The 21,092-nt window shown below is 73.7% G+C and carries 20 protein-coding genes; 12 read left to right on the top strand and 8 right to left on the bottom strand.

The genetic code is table 11. The features are described from left to right. Positions 1-111: 111 nt before the first annotated feature. The 3 genes from rplM (at position 112) to glmM (ending at position 2,512) form a co-directional block, all read left to right on the top strand. Positions 112-555 (top strand): 50S ribosomal protein L13, encoded by a 444-nt coding sequence (gene rplM, locus O7619_RS29550; protein WP_282284778.1) that lies wholly within the window; start codon positions 112-114, stop codon positions 553-555. Between the two features lie 20 nt (positions 556-575). Next, entirely contained in the window at positions 576-1,040 is a 465-nt protein-coding gene (rpsI, locus tag O7619_RS29545; protein ID WP_088998399.1) for a 30S ribosomal protein S9, read from the top strand. Positions 1,041-1,156: 116 nt separating this feature from the next. Continuing rightward, positions 1,157-2,512: a phosphoglucosamine mutase gene (gene glmM / locus O7619_RS29540; RefSeq protein WP_282284777.1), complete on the top strand. Its 1,356-nt coding sequence runs from the start codon at positions 1,157-1,159 to the stop codon at positions 2,510-2,512. A 62-nt stretch (positions 2,513-2,574) separates the two neighbouring features. Here glmM and O7619_RS29535 read toward each other — a convergent pair whose 3' ends face one another. The 3 genes from O7619_RS29535 to O7619_RS29525 form a co-directional block, all read right to left on the bottom strand. Further along, complete coding sequence (locus O7619_RS29535) at positions 2,575-3,681, bottom strand: beta-eliminating lyase-related protein (protein WP_282284776.1); 1,107 nt, start codon at positions 3,679-3,681, stop codon at positions 2,575-2,577. After that, positions 3,678-4,865, bottom strand: a complete 1,188-nt coding sequence (locus O7619_RS29530) for a pyridoxal phosphate-dependent aminotransferase (protein WP_282284775.1) — start codon at positions 4,863-4,865, stop codon at positions 3,678-3,680. Before O7619_RS29530 ends, O7619_RS29535 begins: the two co-directional genes overlap by 4 nt. Before the next feature lie 64 nt (positions 4,866-4,929). After that, positions 4,930-5,424 (bottom strand): MmpS family transport accessory protein, encoded by a 495-nt coding sequence (locus O7619_RS29525; protein ID WP_282284774.1) that lies wholly within the window; start codon positions 5,422-5,424, stop codon positions 4,930-4,932. 785 nt (positions 5,425-6,209) lie between these two features. On the opposite strand from O7619_RS29525, the gene glmS reads away from it, so the two are divergent. After that, positions 6,210-8,123: a glutamine--fructose-6-phosphate transaminase (isomerizing) gene (glmS, locus tag O7619_RS29520; protein WP_282284773.1), complete on the top strand. Its 1,914-nt coding sequence runs from the start codon at positions 6,210-6,212 to the stop codon at positions 8,121-8,123. Positions 8,124-8,177: 54 nt separating this feature from the next. Here the strand turns inward: glmS and O7619_RS29515 are convergent, their stop codons facing one another. Next, positions 8,178-9,941 (bottom strand): alpha/beta hydrolase, encoded by a 1,764-nt coding sequence (locus O7619_RS29515; RefSeq protein WP_282284772.1) that lies wholly within the window; start codon positions 9,939-9,941, stop codon positions 8,178-8,180. Further along, a complete protein-coding gene (locus O7619_RS29510) occupies positions 9,938-10,243 on the bottom strand; it encodes a hypothetical protein (RefSeq protein WP_282284771.1) in 306 nt (101 codons plus the stop codon). Before O7619_RS29510 ends, O7619_RS29515 begins: the two co-directional genes overlap by 4 nt. A 203-nt stretch (positions 10,244-10,446) precedes the next feature. On the opposite strand from O7619_RS29510, the gene O7619_RS29505 reads away from it, so the two are divergent. The 5 genes from O7619_RS29505 to ung all read left to right on the top strand — a co-directional run bounded on the left by O7619_RS29505 (position 10,447) and on the right by ung (position 15,447). Further along, positions 10,447-11,916: an NAD(P)H-hydrate dehydratase gene (locus O7619_RS29505; protein ID WP_282284770.1), complete on the top strand. Its 1,470-nt coding sequence runs from the start codon at positions 10,447-10,449 to the stop codon at positions 11,914-11,916. 84 nt (positions 11,917-12,000) lie between these two features. Continuing rightward, positions 12,001-13,119: an alanine racemase gene (gene alr, locus O7619_RS29500; RefSeq protein ID WP_282284769.1), complete on the top strand. Its 1,119-nt coding sequence runs from the start codon at positions 12,001-12,003 to the stop codon at positions 13,117-13,119. Next, positions 13,116-14,210 (top strand): alpha/beta hydrolase, encoded by a 1,095-nt coding sequence (locus O7619_RS29495; RefSeq protein ID WP_282284767.1) that lies wholly within the window; start codon positions 13,116-13,118, stop codon positions 14,208-14,210. The genes alr and O7619_RS29495 overlap by 4 nt, the downstream gene beginning before the upstream one ends. Further along, positions 14,207-14,692: a tRNA (adenosine(37)-N6)-threonylcarbamoyltransferase complex ATPase subunit type 1 TsaE gene (gene tsaE / locus O7619_RS29490; RefSeq protein ID WP_282284766.1), complete on the top strand. Its 486-nt coding sequence runs from the start codon at positions 14,207-14,209 to the stop codon at positions 14,690-14,692. Before O7619_RS29495 ends, tsaE begins: the two co-directional genes overlap by 4 nt. Before the next feature lie 53 nt (positions 14,693-14,745). Further along, positions 14,746-15,447, top strand: coding sequence for a uracil-DNA glycosylase (gene ung / locus O7619_RS29485; RefSeq protein WP_282284764.1), 702 nt, complete (start codon positions 14,746-14,748; stop codon positions 15,445-15,447). Between the two features lie 11 nt (positions 15,448-15,458). Here the strand turns inward: ung and O7619_RS29480 are convergent, their stop codons facing one another. From O7619_RS29480 to O7619_RS29470, 3 genes are all read right to left on the bottom strand, one after another. Beyond that, entirely contained in the window at positions 15,459-15,920 is a 462-nt protein-coding gene (locus O7619_RS29480) for a MarR family transcriptional regulator (protein ID WP_282284763.1), read from the bottom strand. A 74-nt stretch (positions 15,921-15,994) separates the two neighbouring features. Then, the gene (locus O7619_RS29475) at positions 15,995-17,533 is read right to left on the bottom strand and encodes an MFS transporter (protein ID WP_282284762.1); all 1,539 of its coding nucleotides are present in this window, start codon (positions 17,531-17,533) and stop codon (positions 15,995-15,997) included. 117 nt (positions 17,534-17,650) lie between these two features. Then, positions 17,651-18,493, bottom strand: coding sequence for an AfsR/SARP family transcriptional regulator (locus O7619_RS29470; RefSeq protein ID WP_282284761.1), 843 nt, complete (start codon positions 18,491-18,493; stop codon positions 17,651-17,653). A gap of 78 nt (positions 18,494-18,571) precedes the next feature. Between O7619_RS29470 and O7619_RS29465 the strand changes: the two genes are divergently transcribed. The 3 genes from O7619_RS29465 to O7619_RS29455 are packed head-to-tail and all read left to right on the top strand — an operon-like array spanning position 18,572 to position 21,061. Then, on the top strand, positions 18,572-19,750 hold the full coding sequence (locus O7619_RS29465) for an AvrD family protein (RefSeq protein ID WP_282284760.1): 1,179 nt from the start codon (positions 18,572-18,574) through the stop codon (positions 19,748-19,750). Next, a complete protein-coding gene (locus O7619_RS29460; protein ID WP_348774342.1) occupies positions 19,654-20,547 on the top strand; it encodes an AAA family ATPase in 894 nt (297 codons plus the stop codon). The genes O7619_RS29465 and O7619_RS29460 overlap by 97 nt, the downstream gene beginning before the upstream one ends. A gap of 28 nt (positions 20,548-20,575) precedes the next feature. After that, entirely contained in the window at positions 20,576-21,061 is a 486-nt protein-coding gene (locus tag O7619_RS29455) for a nitroreductase/quinone reductase family protein (RefSeq protein WP_282284758.1), read from the top strand. The last annotated feature ends 31 nt before the right edge of the window (positions 21,062-21,092 follow it).

Genomic DNA, 21,092 nt, shown 5'->3' with positions numbered 1-21,092 from the left:
TTAGGCGTGCCGCATCAGGTACGCTTGGTCGTTCGTGCGCGCTGGTTCGACTGGGAAGCCCCGGTTACCTCGGCGCGCGACCCCAGACCGACGACGAGACAAGGTAGACCTGTGCGTACGTACAGCCCGAAGCCGGGTGAGATCGAGCGTCAGTGGCACGTCATCGACGCCTCTGACGTCGTGCTGGGCCGCCTCGCGACCCACGCCGCCACGCTGCTGCGTGGCAAGCACAAGCCGACTTTCGCGCCGCACGTCGACACGGGCGACTTCGTCGTCATCGTGAACGCGGGCAAGGTCGCGCTGACCGGCAACAAGCGTCAGACCAAGGTTGCTTACCGCCACTCCGGCTACCCGGGTGGCCTGAAGCGGGTCGGCTACGACGAGCTGCTCAGCAAGCGGCCCGAGCGGGCCGTCGAGCTGGCCGTGAAGGGCATGCTCCCGCACAACAAGCTGGGCCGTCAGATTCTCAAGAAGCTGAAGGTCTACGCCGGTGCCGAGCACCCGCACAGCGCGCAGCAGCCGGCGCCGTTCGAGATCAAGCAGATCGCGCAGTGAGCGCGGGCGAAGGAAGCAGCATGACCGACATCACCGAGACCGAGGTCGCCCCCGAGGCCACCGAGGCGCCGGCGCCCGTCGCGCGCGCGCCCCGCGGTGACCGCCCGATCCAGACCGTGGGCCGTCGCAAGGAAGCCATCGTCCGGGTCCGGATCGTCCCCGGCAGCGGCAAGATCACCTGCAACGGCCGCGACCTCGAGGCCTACTTCCCGAGCAAGGTGCACCAGCAGCTCATCAAGGACCCGCTGGTCACCGCCGAGAAGCCCGAGGCGTTCGACGTGATCGCCAACCTGCGGGGCGGCGGCACCACCGGCCAGGCCGGCGCGCTGCGGCTCGCCATCGCCCGGGCGCTGATCGTCAACGAGCCCGACGACCGTCCGGCCCTGAAGAAGGCCGGCTTCCTGACCCGTGACGCCCGGGTCAAGGAGAGCAAGAAGTACGGCCTCAAGAAGGCCCGTAAGGCTCCCCAGTACTCGAAGCGCTGATCTCCAGCGGCGTCTTGTACTTCTGACGGACGGCCGGGTCCGCCTCCCTTCTGCGGAGGCGGCCCGGCCGTTCCGTGTTTCTCTCCACAACGGCAGTTCCACGGAGGTTGGCGGGTATGGGCCGGTTGTTCGGCACGGACGGCGTACGCGGGCGGGCGAACGCGGATCTCACCCCGGAGGTGGCGCTCGCGGTCGCGGTGGCCGCGGCACACACCCTGGCCGAGACCGACCGGAGCCATCCGCCGCTCGCGGTGGTGGGCCGGGACACCCGGGCCAGCGGCGAGATGTTGGAGGCGGCGGTGGTCGCCGGCCTGACCAGCGCGGGCGCCAACGTGGTCCGGGTCGGCGTGCTGCCCACCCCGGCGGTGGCGTTCCTCACCGCCGAGATCAAGGCCGACCTCGGCGTCATGCTCTCCGCCTCGCACAACCCGATGCCGGACAACGGCATCAAGCTCTTCGCCGCCGGCGGGCACAAACTGCCCGACGATATCGAGATGCGGATCGAGGCGGCCGTCGAAGCGAACGCCACCACCGCCTGGAAACGCCCGACCGGCGCCGGTGTCGGCCGGGTCAACGACCTGCTCGACGGCGCCGACCACTACGTCCAGCACCTCGTCGGCACCGTGCCGCACCGCCTCGACGGGATCAGGGTCGTGGTCGACTGCGCCAACGGCGCGGCGGCCGACGTCGCCCCGGTCGCCTACCGGGAGGCCGGCGCCGAGGTGATCGCCATCCACGCCGAGCCGGACGGGCTGAACATCAACGACGGGTGCGGCTCCAACCACATCGAGGCGCTGCGCGCCGCGGTGGTCGAGCACGGCGCGCACCTCGGCCTCGCCCACGACGGCGACGCCGACCGCTGCGTCGCGGTCAGCGCCGACGGCACGGAGGTCGACGGCGACCAGGTGATGGCCATCCTCGCCCTGGCCATGCGCGACGCCGGCGAGCTGACCCAGGACACCCTGGTCGCCACCGTGATGAGCAACCTCGGCCTGCGGCTGGCCATGTCCGCGCACGGCATCCGGCTGGTCGAGACGAAGGTCGGCGACCGGTACGTGCTGGAGGAGCTGCGCGCCTCCGGCCTGGCCCTGGGCGGCGAGCAGAGCGGCCACATCGTGCTGCCCGCGTTCGCCACCACCGGCGACGGTGTGCTCACCGGCCTGCACCTGATGGCCCGGATGGCGGCCACCGGCACGTCCCTGGCCGAGCTGGCCGCCGTGGTCACCAAGCTGCCCCAGGTGCTGATCAACGTGCCGGTGGGCGACCGTACCGTCGGCGCCGCCGCGCCGGCCGTCCGCGCCGAGGTCGAGCGGGCCGAGGCCGAACTGGGCGAGACCGGCCGGGTGCTGCTCCGCCCGTCCGGCACCGAGCCGCTGGTGCGGGTCATGGTCGAGGCGGCCACCGAGGCCACCGCGCGCGAGGTCGCCGAACGCATCGCCGAGCAGGTCCGCTCCGCCAGCCCGGTCGCCTGACCGCTCCGGCGGCCTGCCCCGGCCCGGCCGCCCGGTGGTCGCCCGGTCCGGCGACCTGGCGGTCAGGTCGCCGGGAGGCGGCGCAGGAAGCGGACGGCCAGGTCGGTGACCGCGTCGGCGTCCAGCTCCAGCGCCGGCCCGGCGACCGTCACCTCGGCCAGCGCCAGCCCCGGCACCTCGCTGTCCCGCCAGCCGCCGACGAACCACGCCCGCTCCTGTTCGGCGAGCGCCAGGTTCGCCGCGTCGAGCACCGCCGCCGGATACGGCAACCAGAACCGGAACTGGTGGGTGTGCGGCGGCGCCGGATACACCCGGGCGCCGGGCAGGGCGGCCAACGCCTCGGCCACCACCTTCGCGTGCCCCACGTAGCCGCCGAGCCGGGGCAGCTCCCGCTCCAACCCGGCGAGCCCGGCGAGCGCCGCCGGCCACTGCTGGAACAGCGTGCCGCCGTACCGGTGCCGCCAGGCGCGGGCATACCGGACCAGGTCGGCGTCGCCGGCAAGCGCCGCGCCCGAGTGGCCGCCGAGCGACTTGTAGAGCGAGACGTACGTGCTGTCGGCCAACGCCGCGATCTCGGCCGTCGAGTAGCCCAGATGCACGGTCGACTCCCAGAGCCGGGCGCCGTCGAAGTGCACCCGCGCGCCCCGCGCCCGGGCCGCCGCGACGACGGCGACCAGGTCGTCCCAGGTCGGCAGCACGAACCCGGCGTCGCGCAGCGGCAACTCCAGGCAGAGCGTGCCGATCGGCTCGTCGAGCGCGGCCACCTCGGCGGCCGTCGGATTGCGCGGCGCGGTCGTCGTGCGCACCGCCCGAACGCCGGTGAGCAGCGCGTACGCGTCCCGCTCGTGCAGCAGCGGGTGGCTCAGCGGGTGCAGGCCGACCCCCGCCCGGCCGGTCGCCTCCGCGCCGTACCGCATCACGACCTGCTGGGCCATCGTGCCGGACGGGAACAGGACGGCCGCCTCCGTGCCGAGCAGCCCGGCCACCCGCGCCTCCAGCTCCGCGACCGGGCCGCCCTCGCCGTAGACGTCGGGCAGGTCGTCACCGGCCACCGCGCCGAGCGCGGCCACCTGCTCCCGCACCGATTCCGGACGTACGCCGGAGAGCATCGTGTCGCAGCCGCGCTGGGCGGCCAGCCGGCGCAGCCGCTCGGCGTACCCGTCGCTCATCCGTCCGCCCCGAGCCGGCCCAGCCGGGTCACCGCCTCGGCGAGCACCTCCGGCCGCTTGCAGAACGCGAACCGGACCAGCCGGCGACCCGCCGCCACGTCGTCGTAGAAGACCTGCGTGGGCACCGCCACCACCCCGCACCGCTCCGGCAGGGCCCGGCAGAACTCCACCCCGTCCCGGCCACCGAGCGGGGACACGTCGGCGGTGACGAAGTAGGTCCCCTCCGGCGCGAGCACGCCGAACCCGGCGTCGGCGAGGCCGGCGACCAGTTGGTCCCGCCGGCGTTGCAGGTCGTCCCGGAAACCGGTGAAGTACGCGTCCGGCAGGCCGAGTGCCACCGCCACGGCCGGTTGCAGCGGACCCGCGTTGACGAACGTGAGGAACTGCTTCACCCGCAGCACGGCGGCGACGAGCGACGCCGGGCCGCTCACCCAGCCGACCTTCCAGCCGGTGCAGGAGAACGTCTTGCCCGCCGAGGACACCCGCAGCGTCCGCTCCCGCATGCCCGGCAGCGTGGCCAGCGGCACGTGCGGCGCGGCGGCGTCGGTGAACACCAGATGCTCGTAGACCTCGTCGGTGACCGCGTACGTGCCGTGCTCCCGGCACAGCTCGGCGACCAGGGCCAACTCGTCGGCGGTGAACACCTTCCCGGTCGGGTTGTGCGGCGAGTTCAGCAGCACCAGCCGGGTCCGCGGCCCGAACGCGGCGCGCAGCTCGGCCGGGTCGAAGGCGTACCGGCCGTCCGCCCCCGGGCGCAGCGTCACCGGGCGGCGCACCGCGCCGGCCAGCGCGATCGAGGCGGCGTACGAGTCGTAGTACGGCTCGAAGCAGACCACCTCGTCACCCGGCTCGCAGAGCGCGAGGATGCTCGCCGCGATCGCCTCCGTCGCGCCGGCGGTCACCACGATCTCGCCGTCCGGGTCGTACTCCAGATCCCAGAACCGCCGCTGGTGGGCGGCGACGGCCGCGCGCAACGCGGGGATGCCCGGGCCCGGCGGGTACTGGTTGTGGCCGGTACGCAGCGCCTCGGCGGCGGCGGCGAGCATCTCCGGCGGCCCGTCGGTGTCCGGGAAGCCCTGCCCCAGGTTGACCGCGCCGGTGCGTACGGCCAGCGCCGACATCTCGGCGAAGATGGTGGTGCCGAACGGCCGCATGCGGGCCACCAGCGGATCCGTCGTCGTCACGGCGGCCAGCCTACGGCCCGCCGCCGGCGTCGCAAGACCACCACCGCCCACCCCGCCTGCGGTGTCACCATCCGAAGCAGGACGCCATCCCGCCCGTCGCGCTCGAATCCCGGGAGACGACCTTCCCGTCCACGGTGATCCGGCAGCTCACCCCGTCGCGCTGCTGGTCCTCGGGAATGGCGACGATCTGCACCCGTTTCCGGTCGTTCGCGGTGAACGCCAGCCGCCACGGTGGCTGCATCCCGTTCACGGTGAGGAATTCGCCGTTGGCGTCATAGAACTCGACGCCGGCGGCTCCCGTGCCGGTGATCTCGTACACCACCGCGAACCGGCCGCGCCCGGCGGACGGGGTGGTGGCCGGGACCACCGGCGCCGTGGTCGGCTCGTCGGTGAGGCCGCCGGGTCCGTCCGGCCAGCCCGGCGCCCCGGACCCGTCGACGAACGGCGGCTCGTACGGCTCCCCGGACGTGGTCGACCCTTCGACGACGCTGCCGAGCACGCCCAGGCCGACGCACCCGCAGACGGCAAGCACAAGCGCGACGACCGCGGCGATGACCACCCCGAGCACCCAGCCCGCGCCCGACCGGCGCGGCGTCCCCCCGGGGTACGCGAACGGCGGCGGATACGGTCCCGGCGGATACGGCCCAGATGGGTAGGGCCCGGGCGGATACGGTCCGGGCTGGTAGGGCCCGGGCTGATGCGCGGCCGGTGGCCATCCCGGCGTGTCCGGAGTCGGCTGCCCGGTGGTGCGGGGCTGTCCTTCGACGCCGGCTTGGTCGGTGGTGCCGCCTGCCTGGCCGCTCGTGCCGGCCCCGGGTGTCCAGGGGGTCGGCTCCCAGGGCGTCGGTGTCCATGGCGCGGGCGGCGCCCAGGGCTGCGGCGCAGCCAGCGGGTCCGGCGGCGTCCAGGTGGCGGGCTCGCCGGAGGGCGGCGGCGCCGTCGGGTCGCTCGGCCTGGGGGTCGGCTCGGGGGTGGGGGCCGTCTCGGACATCGGCTCAGCTCACAGGGGTACGGCGGCGGGCGACCGCGGAGGGATGGACCCCGGGGATGCCGCCCGGGCCCTCAATGTAGGACGTGCCAGCCATCCCCGCGCCCCCGCCCGCCCCCCGCCCGCTTCACCTCGCCCCGTCGGAGATCTTGGAAGGTGACGGCCCTTCCGGGGGCCGAAATCTTCCAAGATCCGTCGAGGCGGCTCGGCGACACGGACGGGATGGGATGAAGGAGGTCGCGCCGGGGTGATTTGTCTGCTGGGGGAGCAATGTTGATCGGTTCGCTCATGCTTGGTGATCGATCACCCGCCTTCCGCGCACGCGCGGTGAGCGAAACTGGGTTAGGCTGCGGACCATGTGTGGAATCGTGGGTTACGCCGGTGCGCGCCCGGCGCTCGGCATCGTGCTCGACGGACTGCGGCGGCTGGAATACCGCGGCTACGACTCGGCCGGCGTCGCCGTGGTCTGCGACGACGAGCTGCTGACCGAGAAGAAGGCCGGCAAGCTGGCCAACCTGGAGAAGGTTCTCTCCGAGCGGGCCGCCGACAACCCCGAGGACTGCGCCGCCAGCCCGATCGGCATCGGCGACGGCACCACCGGCATCGGCCACACCCGGTGGGCCACGCACGGCGGGCCGACCGACCGCAACGCCCACCCGCACCTCTCGCCGGACGGCCGGGTCGCGGTCATCCACAACGGCATCATCGAAAACTTCGCGAAGCTCCGCGGCGAGCTTGAGGACGAGGGTGTCGAGTTCGCCAGCGACACCGACACCGAGTGCGCCGCGCACCTGATCGCCCGTGCGCTCGCCGATCTGCGGTCAGCCGGCGAGGCCGACAGCCCGCAGTTGCTCGCCTCGGCCATGCGGGTGGTCTGCGGGCGACTCGAAGGGGCGTTCACCCTGCTCGCCGTGGACGCGGCCATCCCCGGCGCGGTGGTCGGCGCCCGGCGCAACTCGCCGCTGGTGGTGGGCCGGGGTGACGGCGAGAACTACCTCGCCAGCGACGTGGCCGCGTTCATCGAGCACACCCGGGAGGCGGTCGAGCTGGGGCAGGACCAGATCGTCCTGATCACCGGTGACAGCATCGAGATCACCGACTTCGCCGGCCAGCCCGCGGCCGGCAAGGACTTCCACATCGACTGGGACTCGTCGGCTGCCGAGAAGGGCGGCTACGACTGGTTCATGCTCAAGGAGATCGAGGAGCAGCCGCAGGCCATCGCCGACACGCTGCTCGGCCGGCTCACCGAGAGCGGCGAGATCGCACTCGACGAGGTTCGCCTGAGCGAGCAGGACCTGCGCGACGTCGACAAGATCTTCATCGTCGCCTGCGGCACCGCCTACCACGCCGGTCTGGTCGCCAAGTACGCCATCGAGCACTGGACCCGGATCCCCTGCGAGGTGGAGCTGGCGAGCGAGTTCCGTTACCGCGACCCGGTGCTCGACCGCTCCACCCTGATCGTGGTGATCTCGCAGTCCGGCGAGACCATGGACACGCTGATGGCGCTGCGTCACGCCAAGGAGCAGAAGGCCCGGGTGCTGGCCGTCTGCAACACCAACGGCTCGACCATCCCGCGCGAGTCCGACGCGGTGCTCTACACCCACGGTGGCCCGGAGATCGCGGTGGCCTCCACCAAGGCGTTCCTCACCCAGGTCGTCGCCTGCTATCTGATCGGGCTGCACCTGGCCCAGGTGCGGGGCATCAAGTTCGCCGACGAGGTGGGCGCGGTGGTGTCCCAGCTCCAGGAGATGCCGGGCAAGCTGCGCGAGCTGCTGGACCGGATCGAGCCGGTCCGCGAGCTGGCCCGTGAGCTGAAGGCCGAGCCGACCGTGCTGTTCATCGGCCGGCACGTGGGCTACCCGGTGGCGCTGGAGGGCGCGCTGAAGCTCAAGGAGTTGGCGTACATGCACGCCGAGGGCTTCGCCGCCGGCGAGCTGAAGCACGGCCCGATCGCCTTGATCGACAAGGGCACGCCGGTGATCTGCATCGTGCCGTCCCCGGTCGGCCGGGGCATGCTGCACGACAAGGTCGTCTCCAACATCCAGGAGGTGCGCGCCCGGGGCGCCCGCACCATCGTGATCGCGGAGGAGGGCGACCAGGCGGTGGTCCGTTACGCCGATCATCTGATCTACGTGCCGCGTACGCCGACGCTGCTCGCGCCGCTGGTGACCACCGTGCCGCTCCAGGTGCTCGCCGCCGAGATCGCCGCGGCCCGCGGACACGACGTCGACCAGCCGCGGAACCTCGCCAAGTCGGTCACGGTCGAGTAGCTCGGATCGACGCCCCGGCCCTCTCCGCCCCACGACGGAGGGGGCCGAGGCGTCTCACCGGCCCAGCACGATCCGCGCCATCGCGTCCAGGGCCGGGTTGTCGGCGTCCCAGTAGCCGGTATGGCCGTGTCGTGCGCTCGGGAAGCGCCGGCCACCGAAGCCCGGCGCGCTCGGGTCGGCCCCGAACCAGAGCCGGTCGGAGCGCGGGTCGAGCACGGCCAGCGCCGGCCCGAGCGGCGTACCGGCCAGCACGGCACGGCGGGCCAGCTCGTCCGGCTGGCGGGCGAGCCGGATCACGTCGTCCGGCGCGGTCGACGCCCAGACCTGCCCGGCCGGCATCCGTAGCTCGGTGGCGTGGTCGACGCCGACGCCGGGCGACCCGACGAAGACAAGCGCGTCCGCGCCCAGCCCGTGGTCGCGAGCGGCGGCGCCGACCACGAGCGAGCCGTAGCTGTGCCCGAGCACGGTCTGCCGGGCCGGTGGCCCCTCGTGCGTGGCCCGCAGCCCCTCCTGGAACCGGTGCAGGGCCGGCCCGGCGTCCTCGGCCTGCCGGGCACCGGCCGCCTCGGTGAGGAAGTCCGGCGCGTCGTAGTCCAGCCAGAGCACCGCCGCCGTCTCCTCGCCCGGCCCGATCGCCGCGCACCGGTCCAGCACCCGGGCGGCCCGGCCCAGTTCGGCCGGGGCGTCGGCGAGGTCGGCAGTCATGCCGGGGACGTAGGTCAGCACCGCGCCGGCCCGGTCCGGGTTGCCGAGCGCCACCACCGCCCGCCCGTCCCCGGCGAGGTCGAGCCCCAGCAGGTACGCCCGCGGCGCGGACGGCGTCGCCAGCCGCTCACCCAGCCCGTCCAGGCCGCGCAGCGCCGCCTCCACCCCGGCCAGCCGGGCCCGGCGGGTCACCTCGATCGGCCCGGCCGGCAGCGGGCGTAGCAGGGCGAGGCGGCGTGCGAGCAACTCCTGGCGCCGGTCGGCGAGCAACAGCCGGTTGGCCTGGTCGCGGGCGGCGGCGGGCACTCCGTCCCATCGGCCCACCCGATCCGGCTCGTGCCCGACCAGCCACCGCCGCTCGGCCGGGCTCAGACCGGCCCACCAGCGACTCACCTCGACCGGCCCGGCTCCGGGCCCCGGTCGCCAGCCGGGTGGGACGCTCACCCACCCGGTCACCGCCGCCGTGGCGATCTCCGTCAGCCGGTCGACCGCCTCCCGATCCGCCGCGCCCGCCAGGGCCAGCGCGCCACGGATCCCGGCCTGCGCCTGAACCACCGCGGGCCCGGCCCGGTCGACGGGCTGGGCCGGCGGGGGCCGGACGGCGCCGGTGCGGTCGACGGACAGGCCACCGGTCTCGGCGCGGGCCACCTCGGCGCCGAGCCGGGCCTTCGCCGCGCCCACCCGGGCGGCGAACTCGGCGAGCGCCTGGTCGATCTCGAACAGGGCGGGCAGCCCGTCGGTGAGCGCGGTGCGCAACTCGGCGAGACGCCGCTGGGCGGCCGTCGAGGCGGTACCGGACCAGCCCGGCCGGAGGTCGCCGGCCCGGGCGGTCAGCCCGTCGGCCCGGCGGCGCACCGGGTCGGCGAGCCCGCGCCAGGCCGCTCCGGCGGCGAGCCAGGCACCCGGATCCGCCCGCCACAACTGCGCGTAGCCGACGGGGCCCGCGCCGGCTCGCCGTGGTGGTGGGTGGCCGACGGCACGGGCGCCGGCTTGCCGTGGCTGTGGGCGGCCGACGGCACCCGCGCCGGCTCGCCGTGGCTGTGGGTGGCCGATCGGCTCCGGGCCGGTGGCGACCGCCGGACGCGGGCGGGCGCGGACGCCGTCGCCGCTCATCGCGACGCCCCAGCGATGCGCCGGGCGGCCCGCTCGTCCACCGCCTCGTAGCCGTCCGCGCCGCCGCGTAGCGCCTCGGCGCTGGCGGCCACCCCGGCCGCGACCGTGCCGGACCAGCGCCGCGCCGCGGTCTCCAGATCGTCGAGCGCCACCCCGGTCCGCCAGCCGTCCGCCGGGGGCGCCACCGGCGTCGGCATCCCGCCCGGCCCGTGCGCCAGCCGGTAGGCGTCGTCGGTCAGCCCCCGGGCCACCGCGCGCAGCAACTCCGGATCGACGGCGAACAGCTCCTCGACCACGACCACCTCCCCACCTCGCCGGCCCCACCAGCCGGACCCGGACAGCGGCGACGCTAGGCGGGACGGCACCGTTCGCGCCGGCCCTGTGGACAACGTCGCCGGTTTTCCACAGCGGGCGTTCGCCGGCCCGCCGGGGACCCGGCCCGCCGGTAGGGTGAATTCGTGATCGAGGCCGATCCGGCCGGCGGGGACGAACGGGACGGGATGGCATGAGACCGGTGTGGCGGGTCGCGGATGTCCGCGCGGCGGAGGCGGGGCTGATGGCGACCCTCCCGTCCGGGGCGCTGATGCAACGGGCCGCGGCCGGGCTGGCCCGCCGGTGCGCGCTGCTGCTGGCGGACCGGGGCGGGGTCTACGGCGCCCGGGTGTTGCTGCTCGTGGGCTCCGGCGACAACGGCGGCGACGCGCTCTACGCCGGCGCGCGCCTGGCCGGTCGGGGTGCCGCGGTCGACGCCCTGCTCCTCAGCCCCGAGCGGGCGCACGTTGGCGGGCTGGCCGCGCTGCGCGCCGCCGGCGGGCGGGTGGTCGACCGGCCGTCCGCCGTGGTCGATCTGGTCCTCGACGGCATCGTGGGCATCGGCGGCACCGGCGGCCTGCGGGAGACGGCCGACCAGCTCGCCGGGAGCCTGGCCGAGCGTGTCGGCCGGGACGGCGCCCGGGCCACGGTGGTCGCGGTGGACGTTCCGAGTGGCGTCGCGGTGGACACCGGCCACGTCCCGCTCACCGACGCCGGCCGGCCCGGCGCGGTCCGCGCCGACGTGACCGTGGCGTTCGGCGCGCTCAAGCCGGCCCTGGTGGTCGGCCCGGCCGCCCCGCTCGCCGGTCAGGTCGACCTGGTCGACATCGGGCTCACGCCGTGGCTGCGCGGTTCGCCGGCGCTGCGGGTGACGGAGTGGTCCGACGTGGCCGACTGGTGGCCGGCGCTCGGCGACTCGTCGGAGAAATACACCCGAGGCGTGGTCGGGGTGGCGACCGGCTCGGCCACCTATCCGGGTGCGGCCGTGCTCTCGGTCGGCGGTGCGCTTGCCGGTCCCACCGGCCTGGTCCGCTATGCCGGCGGCGCCCGGGCCGAGGTGGTGCACCAGCACCCGTCGGTGATCGCCACCGGCCGGGTCGCCGACGCCGGCCGGGTGCAGGCCTGGGTCTGCGGCTCGGGGCTCGGCACCGGCGAGGACTCCGCCGCCGAGCTGCGCGCGGTGCTGGCCGCGCCGGTGCCGGTGGTGCTCGACGCCGACGCGCTGACGCTGCTTGTCGACGGCAAGCTCGCCGACCGGCTGCGCGGGCGGGACGCCCCGATCGTGGTGACTCCGCACGACCGGGAGTTCGCCCGGCTCTGCGGCGAGATGCCGGGGGAGGACCGGGTCGCCGCGGCGCTGCGACTGGCCGCCTGGATGAACGCGGTGGTGCTGTTGAAGGGCGACCGGACGATCGTCGGCACCCCCGACGGCCGGGCGTACGTCAATCCGACCGGCACCCCGGCGCTGGCCACCGGCGGCACCGGCGACGTGCTGGCCGGGCTGCTCGGTTCGCTGCTCGCCGCCGGGCTGGCTCCCGAGCGGGCGGCCACCGCCGCGGCGTACCTGCACGGGCTGGCCGGCCGGGAGGCGGCGGGCGGCGGCCCGGTGACCGCGCCCGACGTGGCCGCGGCGTTGCGTCCGGTGCTGGCCCGTCTGGGCTGATCCAGGGCCCGGCGGCACCCGCTCGGCGGGGCCGGCCGCACGGCTCACGGCCAGGATGATCACCGGCGGAAGTAGGCTGGGGGCATGTGGCAGTCCGAGGTGCGGGTCGATCTCGACGCGATCCGGGAGAACGTGTCCCGCCTGAAGGCCGGAACGAGCGCCGAGCTGATGGCCGTGGTCAAGGCCGACGGGTACGGGCACGGCATGGTGCCGGCGGCCCGCGCGGCGCTCGACGCCGGGGCGGACCAGCTCGGTGTCTGCACCCTCGACGAGGCGCTCCGGCTGCGCCAGGAGGGGATCACCGCGCCGGTGCTGGCGTGGCTGCTCGACCCGGGCCTGCCGTTGCACGACGGGATCGCGGTCGGCGTCGATCTCGGCTGCGCGAGCCTGGCCCAGCTCGACGAGATGACCGAGGCGAGCCGGCGGGCGGACCGGCCGGCCCGGCTGCACCTCAAGATCGATACCGGATTGTCCCGCGGCGGCGCGACCGTCGCCGACTGGCCGGCGCTGCTGGAAGCCGCCGCGAAGGCCCAGGCCGACGGCCTGGTCGAGGTGGTCGGCGTGTGGAGCCACTTCGTCTACGCCGACTCGCCCGGCCACCCCACCACGGACCGCCAGCTCGCCGTCTTCCACGAGGGGCTGGAGATGGTGGCGCGGGCCGGCCTGCGCCCCCGCTACCGCCACCTGGCCAACTCGGCGGCCACGCTGACCCGACCGGACACCCACTTCGACCTGGTCCGTCCGGGCATCGCCATCTACGGCCTGTCGCCGGTCGCGGGCGAACGGTTCGGCCTGCGCCCGGCGATGACCGCGCGGGCCCGGGTGATGCTCACCAAGCGGGTCCCGGCCGGCACCGGCGTCTCCTACGGGCACACCTACCTCACCGAGAACGAGAGCAACCTGGCCGTGGTGCCGCTCGGCTACGCCGACGGGGTGCCCCGGCACGCCTCGAACACCGGTCCGGTGCTGCTCGGCGGCGAGCGGCGGACCATTTCCGGGCGGGTCTGCATGGATCAGTTCGTGGTCGACTGCGGCGACGACGAGGTGGCCGCCGGCGACGTGGCGACGCTGTTCGGCAGCGGCGCGGACGGCGAGCCCACCGCCGACGACTGGGCCGAGGCGGTCGGCACCATCAACTACGAGATCGTCACCCGGTTCGGCGGTGTCCGGGTCCCGCGCGTCTACGACGGCGAGAAGACATGAGCCCCCGCCTGCGGGTGCCTCGGCCGCGTGGCGCCGCCGGCAAGGTGGCCGGGCTGGTCGGCGCCGCCGTCGGGGTGGCCGCCGCCGGCCTCGCGGCGGGTGTGGCAAGCGAGCGGGTCCTGGTCCGCCGGTTGAAGAACGACCCCGCCGACCCGTACGCCCACGAGGTGTTCGGCCGGCAGCGTCACGACGAGGCGTACCTCCTGGAGATGCCGGACGGCACCGACATCCACGTCGAGGTGGTCGAGCCGACCCGGCCGGTCGCCGGGCACCCGACGGTCGTGCTGGTGCACGGCTTCTGTCTGGACATGGGCACGTTCCACTTCCAGCGCAAGATGCTCGCCGACCGGGGCGACTACCGGGTGGTCGCGTACGACCAGCCGGGGCACGGCCGCTCCGGGAGACTGGAGACCGGTGAGTACGACCTGGCCGCGCTGGGCCGCACGTTGCGCCGGGTCCTCGACGAGGTGGCCCCGGACGGGCCGCTGGTGCTGGTCGGGCACTCGATGGGCGGCATGACCATCATGGCGTTGGCCGAGCTCTATCCGGAGCTGTTCGGCGACCGGGTGGTCGGCACGGTGCTGATGGCCACCTCCGGCGGCCTGGCGGCGGAGACCAAGCTGGTGGCCCCCGCGCTGCTCGGCCGGGTCGGCTCACCGGTGCTGCACGTGATGAGCAACGCCACCCGGTACGGCGGCCCGGTGATCGACAGGGCCCGGCGGTCCACCTCGAACGTGGCCTGGTTGCTGACCCGCAGGTACGGCTTCGGCACCCCGAAGCCGAGCCCGGCCCTGGTGTCGTACGTGGAGACGATGAACTCCCGCACCTCGGCCGACACGGTCACCCGCTACCTGCGGACCCTGGCCACCCACTCGCGCTTCCCGGCGCTGGCCGCGCTCGCCGGAACGCCGGTGCTGGTGATCGTGGGGGACAAGGACATGATCACGCCGGTGACGCACTCGGAGGAGATCGTCCGGCGGCTGCCGGAGGCCGAGTTCGTGCAGATCCACGACAGCGGGCACGTGGTGATGCTTGAGCACGCCGACGAGGTCAACGCGGCGTTGGCGAGATTCCTGGAGTCACTGGCGTGAGCGTGGTCGTGGTGGAGCTGAAGACCGTCGACGACACCCGCGAGTTCGGCCGGCGGCTGGCCGGCGTGCTGCGCGCGGGGGACCTGCTGCTGCTCAGCGGTCCGCTGGGGGCCGGCAAGACCGCGCTGACCCAGGGCGTCGGCGCCGGCCTCGGGGTGCGCGGCGACATCACCTCGCCCACCTTCGTCATCGCCCGGGTGCACCGGCCGGACCCGGCGCGGGGCGGCCGGGTGACGCTCGTGCACGCCGACGCGTACCGCCTGGGTGAGGCCGCGGATCCGCGGGCCGAGATCGACGACCTCGACCTGGACGCCTCGGTCGACGAGGCGGTGACCGTGGTGGAGTGGGGCGAGGGGATGGTCGAGCAGTTGGTCGACGCGCACCTGCGGGTCCGCATCGACCGGCGGGACGACGACAGCCGGGTGGTCACCCTGGAACCGGCCGGCGGCGACTGGGCGGCCCGGCTGGCCACCCTCGACTGAGCGCTGTCGTACCCGCTGCCTACAGTCCCGGGGACGACTGCGAAAGGTTGCCGATGCCCGACGATGCCCCCGCCCTCGACCTGTTGGCGCTCCTGCCCGAGCCGTGGCGTGCGGCCCTCACCCCGCACCTCGACCCGGCCCGCACCGCGGCGTTGGCCGAGTTCGTCGCCCGGGAATACGCCACCGCCACGGTCTTTCCGCCGCTGGCCGACCTGTTCTCCGCCTACCGGTTGTGCGCGCCGGGTCAGACGCGGGTGCTCATCCTCGGTCAGGACCCCTACCACAAGGTGGGGCAGGCGCACGGCCTGAGCTTCAGCGTGCGCGACGGCGTGCCGGTGCCGCCGTCGCTGCGCAACGTCTTCAAGGAGTTGGAGGCGGATCTGGGCGTGCCGAAGCCGCGCGGCGGCAACCTGGACGGCTGGGCGGCGCAGGGTGTGCTGCTGCTCAACTCGGTGCTGACGGTCCGGCAGGCCAGCCCCGGCTCGCACGCCAACCGGGGTTGGGAGGAGTTCACCGACGCCACCATCCGGGCGCTCGACGATCTCGACCGGCGGGTGGTCTTCCTGCTCTGGGGCGGCTACGCGCGCAAGAAGGCGGCCCTGGTCACCAACCCGCGGCACGTCGTGCTGGAGGCCGGGCATCCCAGCCCGATGAACCCGAAGGGTTTCCTGGGCAGCCGTCCGTTCAGCGCGGCCGACAAGGCGCTCGCCGACGCGGGCCTGCCCACCGTCGACTGGGCGCGCTCCGCGGGCTGACCGTCCCCGCCTCAGGCGTGCGGGTCGTCGTGCAGCACGGCGGTCAGGCTGCGGTGCAGCGCGGTCCGTTGCCGATCGGTGAGCGGGGCGAGGAACGTCTCCTCGACGTCGGTGACGGCCTCGGTGGCGGTGGCCAGCAACCGCAGGCCGGCCTCGGTGGGGATGAGGTCGTAGCGCCGCCGGTCGGTCTCGCTGCGTTGGCGACGCACCAAGCCGGCCGTCTCGAACTCGTCGACCATGGCGACGACGGTGGTCGGGTCGAGCGCGAACAGGTTGCTCAGTTCCTGCTGGGACAGCGGGGCCAGGGAGTGCACCGCGGTCAGCGCGAAGAACTTGCGACCGGTCAGCCCGTGCGTGACGAGCGCCTGCTCCACCGCCCGGATCATCAGCAGCCCGGCGCGGTGGAGCAGGTAGCCCGTGTGGTCCCGCAGGAGGCTCGGCGGCGGCGTACCGGCGGAACTCGGCCGTGCCACTCGCCACCTCCGGTCGTCGCCGTCCGGCGCGGACGCCGGTTCGGCCTCATCGTACGGCCAGCGCCCGCCGGCGCTCAGCCGTCGGCCCGCTCGGCCACGGCCGTCGCGTGCAGGTCGCGGTCGCGGATCCAGCCGAACGCGACGACGGCCGCGGCCAGCGCGAGGAACGAGCTCACCAGCAGCACGTCCCCGAGCCCGGCGACGAAGGCGGCCCGCCCGGCCTCGCCCGCCTGCGGCGCGGCTCCGGCCGCCACCGCGCGACCGAGGTCGGGCGCGCCCAGGTGGTCGATCACCCGGTGCTGGAACAGCGCGCCGAAGCCGGCGATGCCGAGGGCCAGGCCGACCTGCTGGAAGGTGACGTTCGTGCCGGACGCGGCACCGGACTTGGCGGGCTCGACCACGCCCACCGAGAGCGCGGCGCGGGGTGGGTTGAACGCGCCGAGACCGACGCCGATCAGCACCATCGTGGGCAGCAGCGCGGTCCAGTCGCTTGTGGCGTCCACAAGCGGCTTGAACAGCAGCAGTCCCAGCCAGACGCAGGCGGCGGCGAACGCGACGAGCACCCGGTGCGGCAGCCGGGCGGTCAGCGACCCCGCGAAGATCGCGGCGACGAACAGCGCCACGGTCAGCGGCAGGAAACGCAGCCCGGACTCCCAGGGGGAGTAGCCGAGGACGTTCTGCACGTAGGAGATCAGCAGGAAGATCGCCGACATGCCGCTGGAGGCCACCAGGATCGCCGCGAGCGAGATGGTGCGGTAGCTGGTGATCCGGAAGAAGCCGAGGTCGAGCATGGCCGCCTCGCCGCGGTGCCGTTCGATCAGGACGAAGCCTGCGAACAGCACCGCGGACCCGACGAACGCCCCGACGATCCACGGGCTCGACCAGCCCTCCTGCTCGCCGCGCAGCAGGCCGAGCACCAGCAGGGTGAGCGCCACGGAGAAGCTGGCCAGGCCCGGCCAGTCGACACGTCGGGCCCCGTGCCCCGGCGTGTTCGGCATCCGCAGCATCCCGAGGGCGAACGCGACCACGCCCACGGGAAGGTTCACCAGGAAGATCCATCGCCAACTGACGCCGCTGGTCAGCGCGCCGCCGATCAACGGTCCGAGGGCGATCGCCAGGCCCGAGCCGGCGCCGAAGATGCCGAAGGCGGCTCCCCGGCTGCGCCCCTGGAACTCCCGCCCGATGAGCGCCGGACCGACCGCGTAGAGGACGGCGGCGCCCATGCCCTGCACACCCCGGGCGAGGTTCAGCGCCAGGATGTCGGTGGCCACCCCGCAGGCCACCGACGCGGCGGTGAAGATGGTCAGGCCGGCCAGGAAGACCCGTTTGCCGCCGAGCCGGTCGGCCAACGAGCCGCCGGTCAGCAGGAACACCGCCAGGGTCAGCGCGTAGGCGTCGATGACCCACTGCAACCCGGAGAAGTCGGCGTGGAGCGTGTTGCGCAGCTCGGGCAGCGCGACGTTCACCACGGTCAGGTCGAGGGTCAGCATGAACGTCCCGGCGGTGACGATGGCCAGGGTCCACCACCGGGTGGGGGACGGGCCGGTGACCGGCACGTCCGGCGCGGTCGCCGGGGGGTCCCCGGAGCTGACCGCGGGGTTCGGTGCGGACATACATCCTCCACAGTGTTTTCCGATGATCAGATAACTCTATCGTTTTCTCAGACTACCTTTCTCCCGTCCCGCGAGGGGACCCCTTTCCTGTCCGAAGCCCGTCAGCGCCGAAGCCCGTCAGCCGCGGGCGCCGCTGTCCACCCCGTAGGTGATGAAGAGGCTGTGCGCGGCCGGCGAGTGGTCGTCGTCCGCCGGCGGTGGTTCGTCGAGCCGGAGCGCCGGGTCGTCCCGCAGCACCTGACCCTGCAACCGGCCGAGCGTCGCGCCGGGATCGAGCCCCAGCTCGGCCCGGAGGACGCGGGCCGCCTGCGCGTACGCCGCCAGGGCCTCGGCGCGCCGGCCACTGCGATACAGGGCCACCATGAGCTGCGCGGTGAGCCGCTCGCGCAGCGGGTGCCGCGCCACCAGATCAAGCAACTCCGGTACGGCGAGCCGGTGCCGCCCGACCGCGAGCTCGGCGTCGATCCGGTATTCCACCGTGGTCAGCCGCAGTTCCTCCAGCCGCCCCAGTTCGGCGAGCACGCTTCCGTGCAGTTCCGTGTCGGCGAGCAGCGGACCCCGCCACTGCGCCAGCGCCTCGGACAGCACCTCCGAGGCCGCGCTCGGTTCGCCGGCGCGCAACAGCAGTTGCCCCCGCACGGCGAGTCGCGCGAACCGGTCCGTGTCGAGTTCCCCCGGCTCGACCCGGAGCCGGTATCCGCCGGACCGGCCGACCAGCCGGTCCCGCTCGTCGTCCAGCAGGCGACGCAGACGCCAGGCGTAGGTGCGGATCAACCCCTCGGCGCTCGACGGTGGTCCTTCGCCCCAGATGGCCTCGGCCAGACGTTCGGCGGAAATGAACCGGTTGGGTTCCAACAGCAGCGCGGCGAGGAGGGCGCGTTGCTTGGTCGAAGTGATGACGAACTGTCGCTGGTCGTGGCATAACGCCACGGGTCCGAGCAGCCCGAATCGCATGGACATGCGGACATTCCTCCCCCGTACGGCGGCCGGGTCGTCGCCGGCTGCCTGTTGCCGATTCTCTCGATAGACCCTCGTTAGATGAGCGGTACACGGCGCCCTGGCACGCTGGAACTGGTGGCGGTGGGCGGGTCGGCGGTAGTCGTTGATCGCGAAATCGGCCGAACCAAATCTTACGCCCGCGCCATTCCAGCATGCGCTCGGCAAACAACATGTCGAGTTTCGGGCAACGGGGGGAACAAAGTGGATCAGAGAACGGTCCGGTACGCGGCAATTGATCATTGCCTGGGAAGAAGCGGGTCGCGCTATTTCGGCCAGGGGTTCCGGCGGGTCGGGCACCGGGTGCGCGAGTTGCGTGTCGTCGCCGGTGGGCCGGGCGACCTCGTCTCCGCGGTGGTCGACGTCGAGTACCCGGACGACTGGTCGAGCAAGCCGGTCGTCGACGCGCCCCGACCGCACCTGAGCACCGTGGACGCGCTGGTCGTGGCGGTGCAACTGGCCGAGGCCCTGCTGGTGCGGGTGCACGGTCTCGACGAGGAACGCCGGCGACGGATGTGGTTGCGGTCGTTCGCCATGAAGGCGGGCGCGACGCCGCAACTGCACCTGGTCGGCATCCCGGCGACCGGCCGCCGGGAGAGCGTCCTGCCGGCGCTCGACGGCCCGGGCGCGCTGGTGTCCCGCTTCGACATCAAGGTGGGCACGATCCGGGTCACCTGTGACATCGGTCACGACGGCGGGGACGGCGCGTCGTCGGGGGAGTGGTCCGAGATCAGCGAGCTGCTCGGTGACTCGGCCAGCCGGGTCTACGGGCGGGGGTTCACCCGCCGGCAACAGCTCATCACCGATCTTGAGGTGGACGTGCCGGCGGGGGCGGTGCGCGGGCTCATGCTGATGACCGACGCGGCGCCGCCGCCCGGCGGCTGGACCGGCTTCTCCGCCCACTACGAGCCGGCCCTGTCGATGGTGGACTGCCTCATCGCGATGGCCCAGCTCGCCCAGGTGCTCATGTACGACTGCGACGGCGTCGAACGCGCCGAGACCGGCAATCTCTGGATGCGCCGGGTCGCCATGTCCGCGCGTACGCCGTACCAGCCGATCACGAATGCGTTCGTCGCCAACGGAATGGTGGTGAACGGTAGGCACATCGACCGGGCCGGCGCCCGGTGGAGTCTCTACGACCTGAGCGGAGTCTGCCAGGGAATCGAGACCACCGCCTCGCTGGCCTACCTACAGCCGACCGAAATCCTGTCCTCGATCTGACGGAGGTCGACCCCGTGTCGGTACCCACGGAAAAAGCCCTACGACTCGCCATTTCCGGCACTTTCGGCGTGGGTAAGACCACCACCGCCGAGGCCGTGGCAATTGCCGCCGGAATTCCCCGTACCCATGCCCTGACCTCGCGCGAGATTCTGCGTGACCTGGTGCCGGGGAAAACCGTTCAGGAACTGTCCGCGACGGAGCTGCTGCTGCTCGGCCTGCGCCGGTTGGAGGAGCGGATCCACAACGAGGCCGAAATCCCCGGTTCCTTCGTCTCCGACGGCTCGGTGATCCACGAGTGGGTCTACGGCGAGGCGCGGATGCGGGTCGGCATCAACCCGGGTGCCAGGTGGGCGCTGCGGACCGTCAAGGCGGTGGTCGGCCTGCCGTACCGCCGCTTCTACCAGAGCTACATGGACGCCTACGGGATCATCGTGAAGAACCGGGCGGCCCGGCTGTACGACGCCTACGTGCACCTGCCGGTCGAGTTCGAGATGGAGCGGGACGGCCACCGGCCGGTCTCGGAACCGTTCCGCCTCCTCTCCGACCGGCTGCTGATCGAGACGTTGGAGGAGATCGGCGTCCCCTACGACATCGTCGGGGGCACCGTCGCGGAGCGGGTCGCGAAGATCCTGGAGCTGCACCGGTTGCCTGTCGTCGTGCCGGTGGACGAGGCGATCGAGCTGGCGGGGCGGCGCGTCCGGGAGGCGACCGACGTGCTGGAGCGGCACGCCCGGGAGATGGCGGCCGACCGGGACCGGTCGCTGCGCCGCCGCCTCCGGTACGCCCTGCGCTACTGATCCGCGACAGGAGGAGGGACGTGATCCCATGAGCGTGATCGAGGGGCTGCGGCGGCGGGCGATGGACAGCCCGGGTTTCGTCCGGTGGGCCCGCCGGGTGCTGCCGCGGCTGGACGTACGACTGCACAGGTGGACCGGGGGGCGGCTCACGTCGAGCCCGGGGGCCGGCCGGACGTTGCTGCTGACCACCACCGGCCGGCGCTCCGGCGAGCCCCGCACCACCCCCCTGATCTACACCCGGAAGCAGGACGGCTATCTGGTGGTCGGCTCCAACTGGGGCGCCGGCGGGCGGCCGGCCTGGCTGCTGAACCTGCTCGCGGAACCGACCGCGACGATCGAGGTCGACGCCGCTCGCCGGCCGGTGGTCGCCCACCTGCTGGACGAGGGGGAGCGGACGGCGGTCTGGGCCGAGCTGGTCCGGGGCTGGCCGCTCTACGGCGAGTTGGCCGAGCGGGCCGGCGGCCGACCGCTGCCGGTCGTCCGGCTCACCCCGATCCGGCCGGCGCCGGACTGAACGATCCGGCCCGCGCCGGGTACTCGATCCG

It is taken from the genome of Micromonospora sp. WMMD998, from assembly GCF_029581235.1.
Taxonomy (GTDB): Bacteria; Actinomycetota; Actinomycetes; order Mycobacteriales; family Micromonosporaceae; genus Micromonospora.
This window is presented reverse-complemented; position numbering and strand designations above follow the sequence as displayed.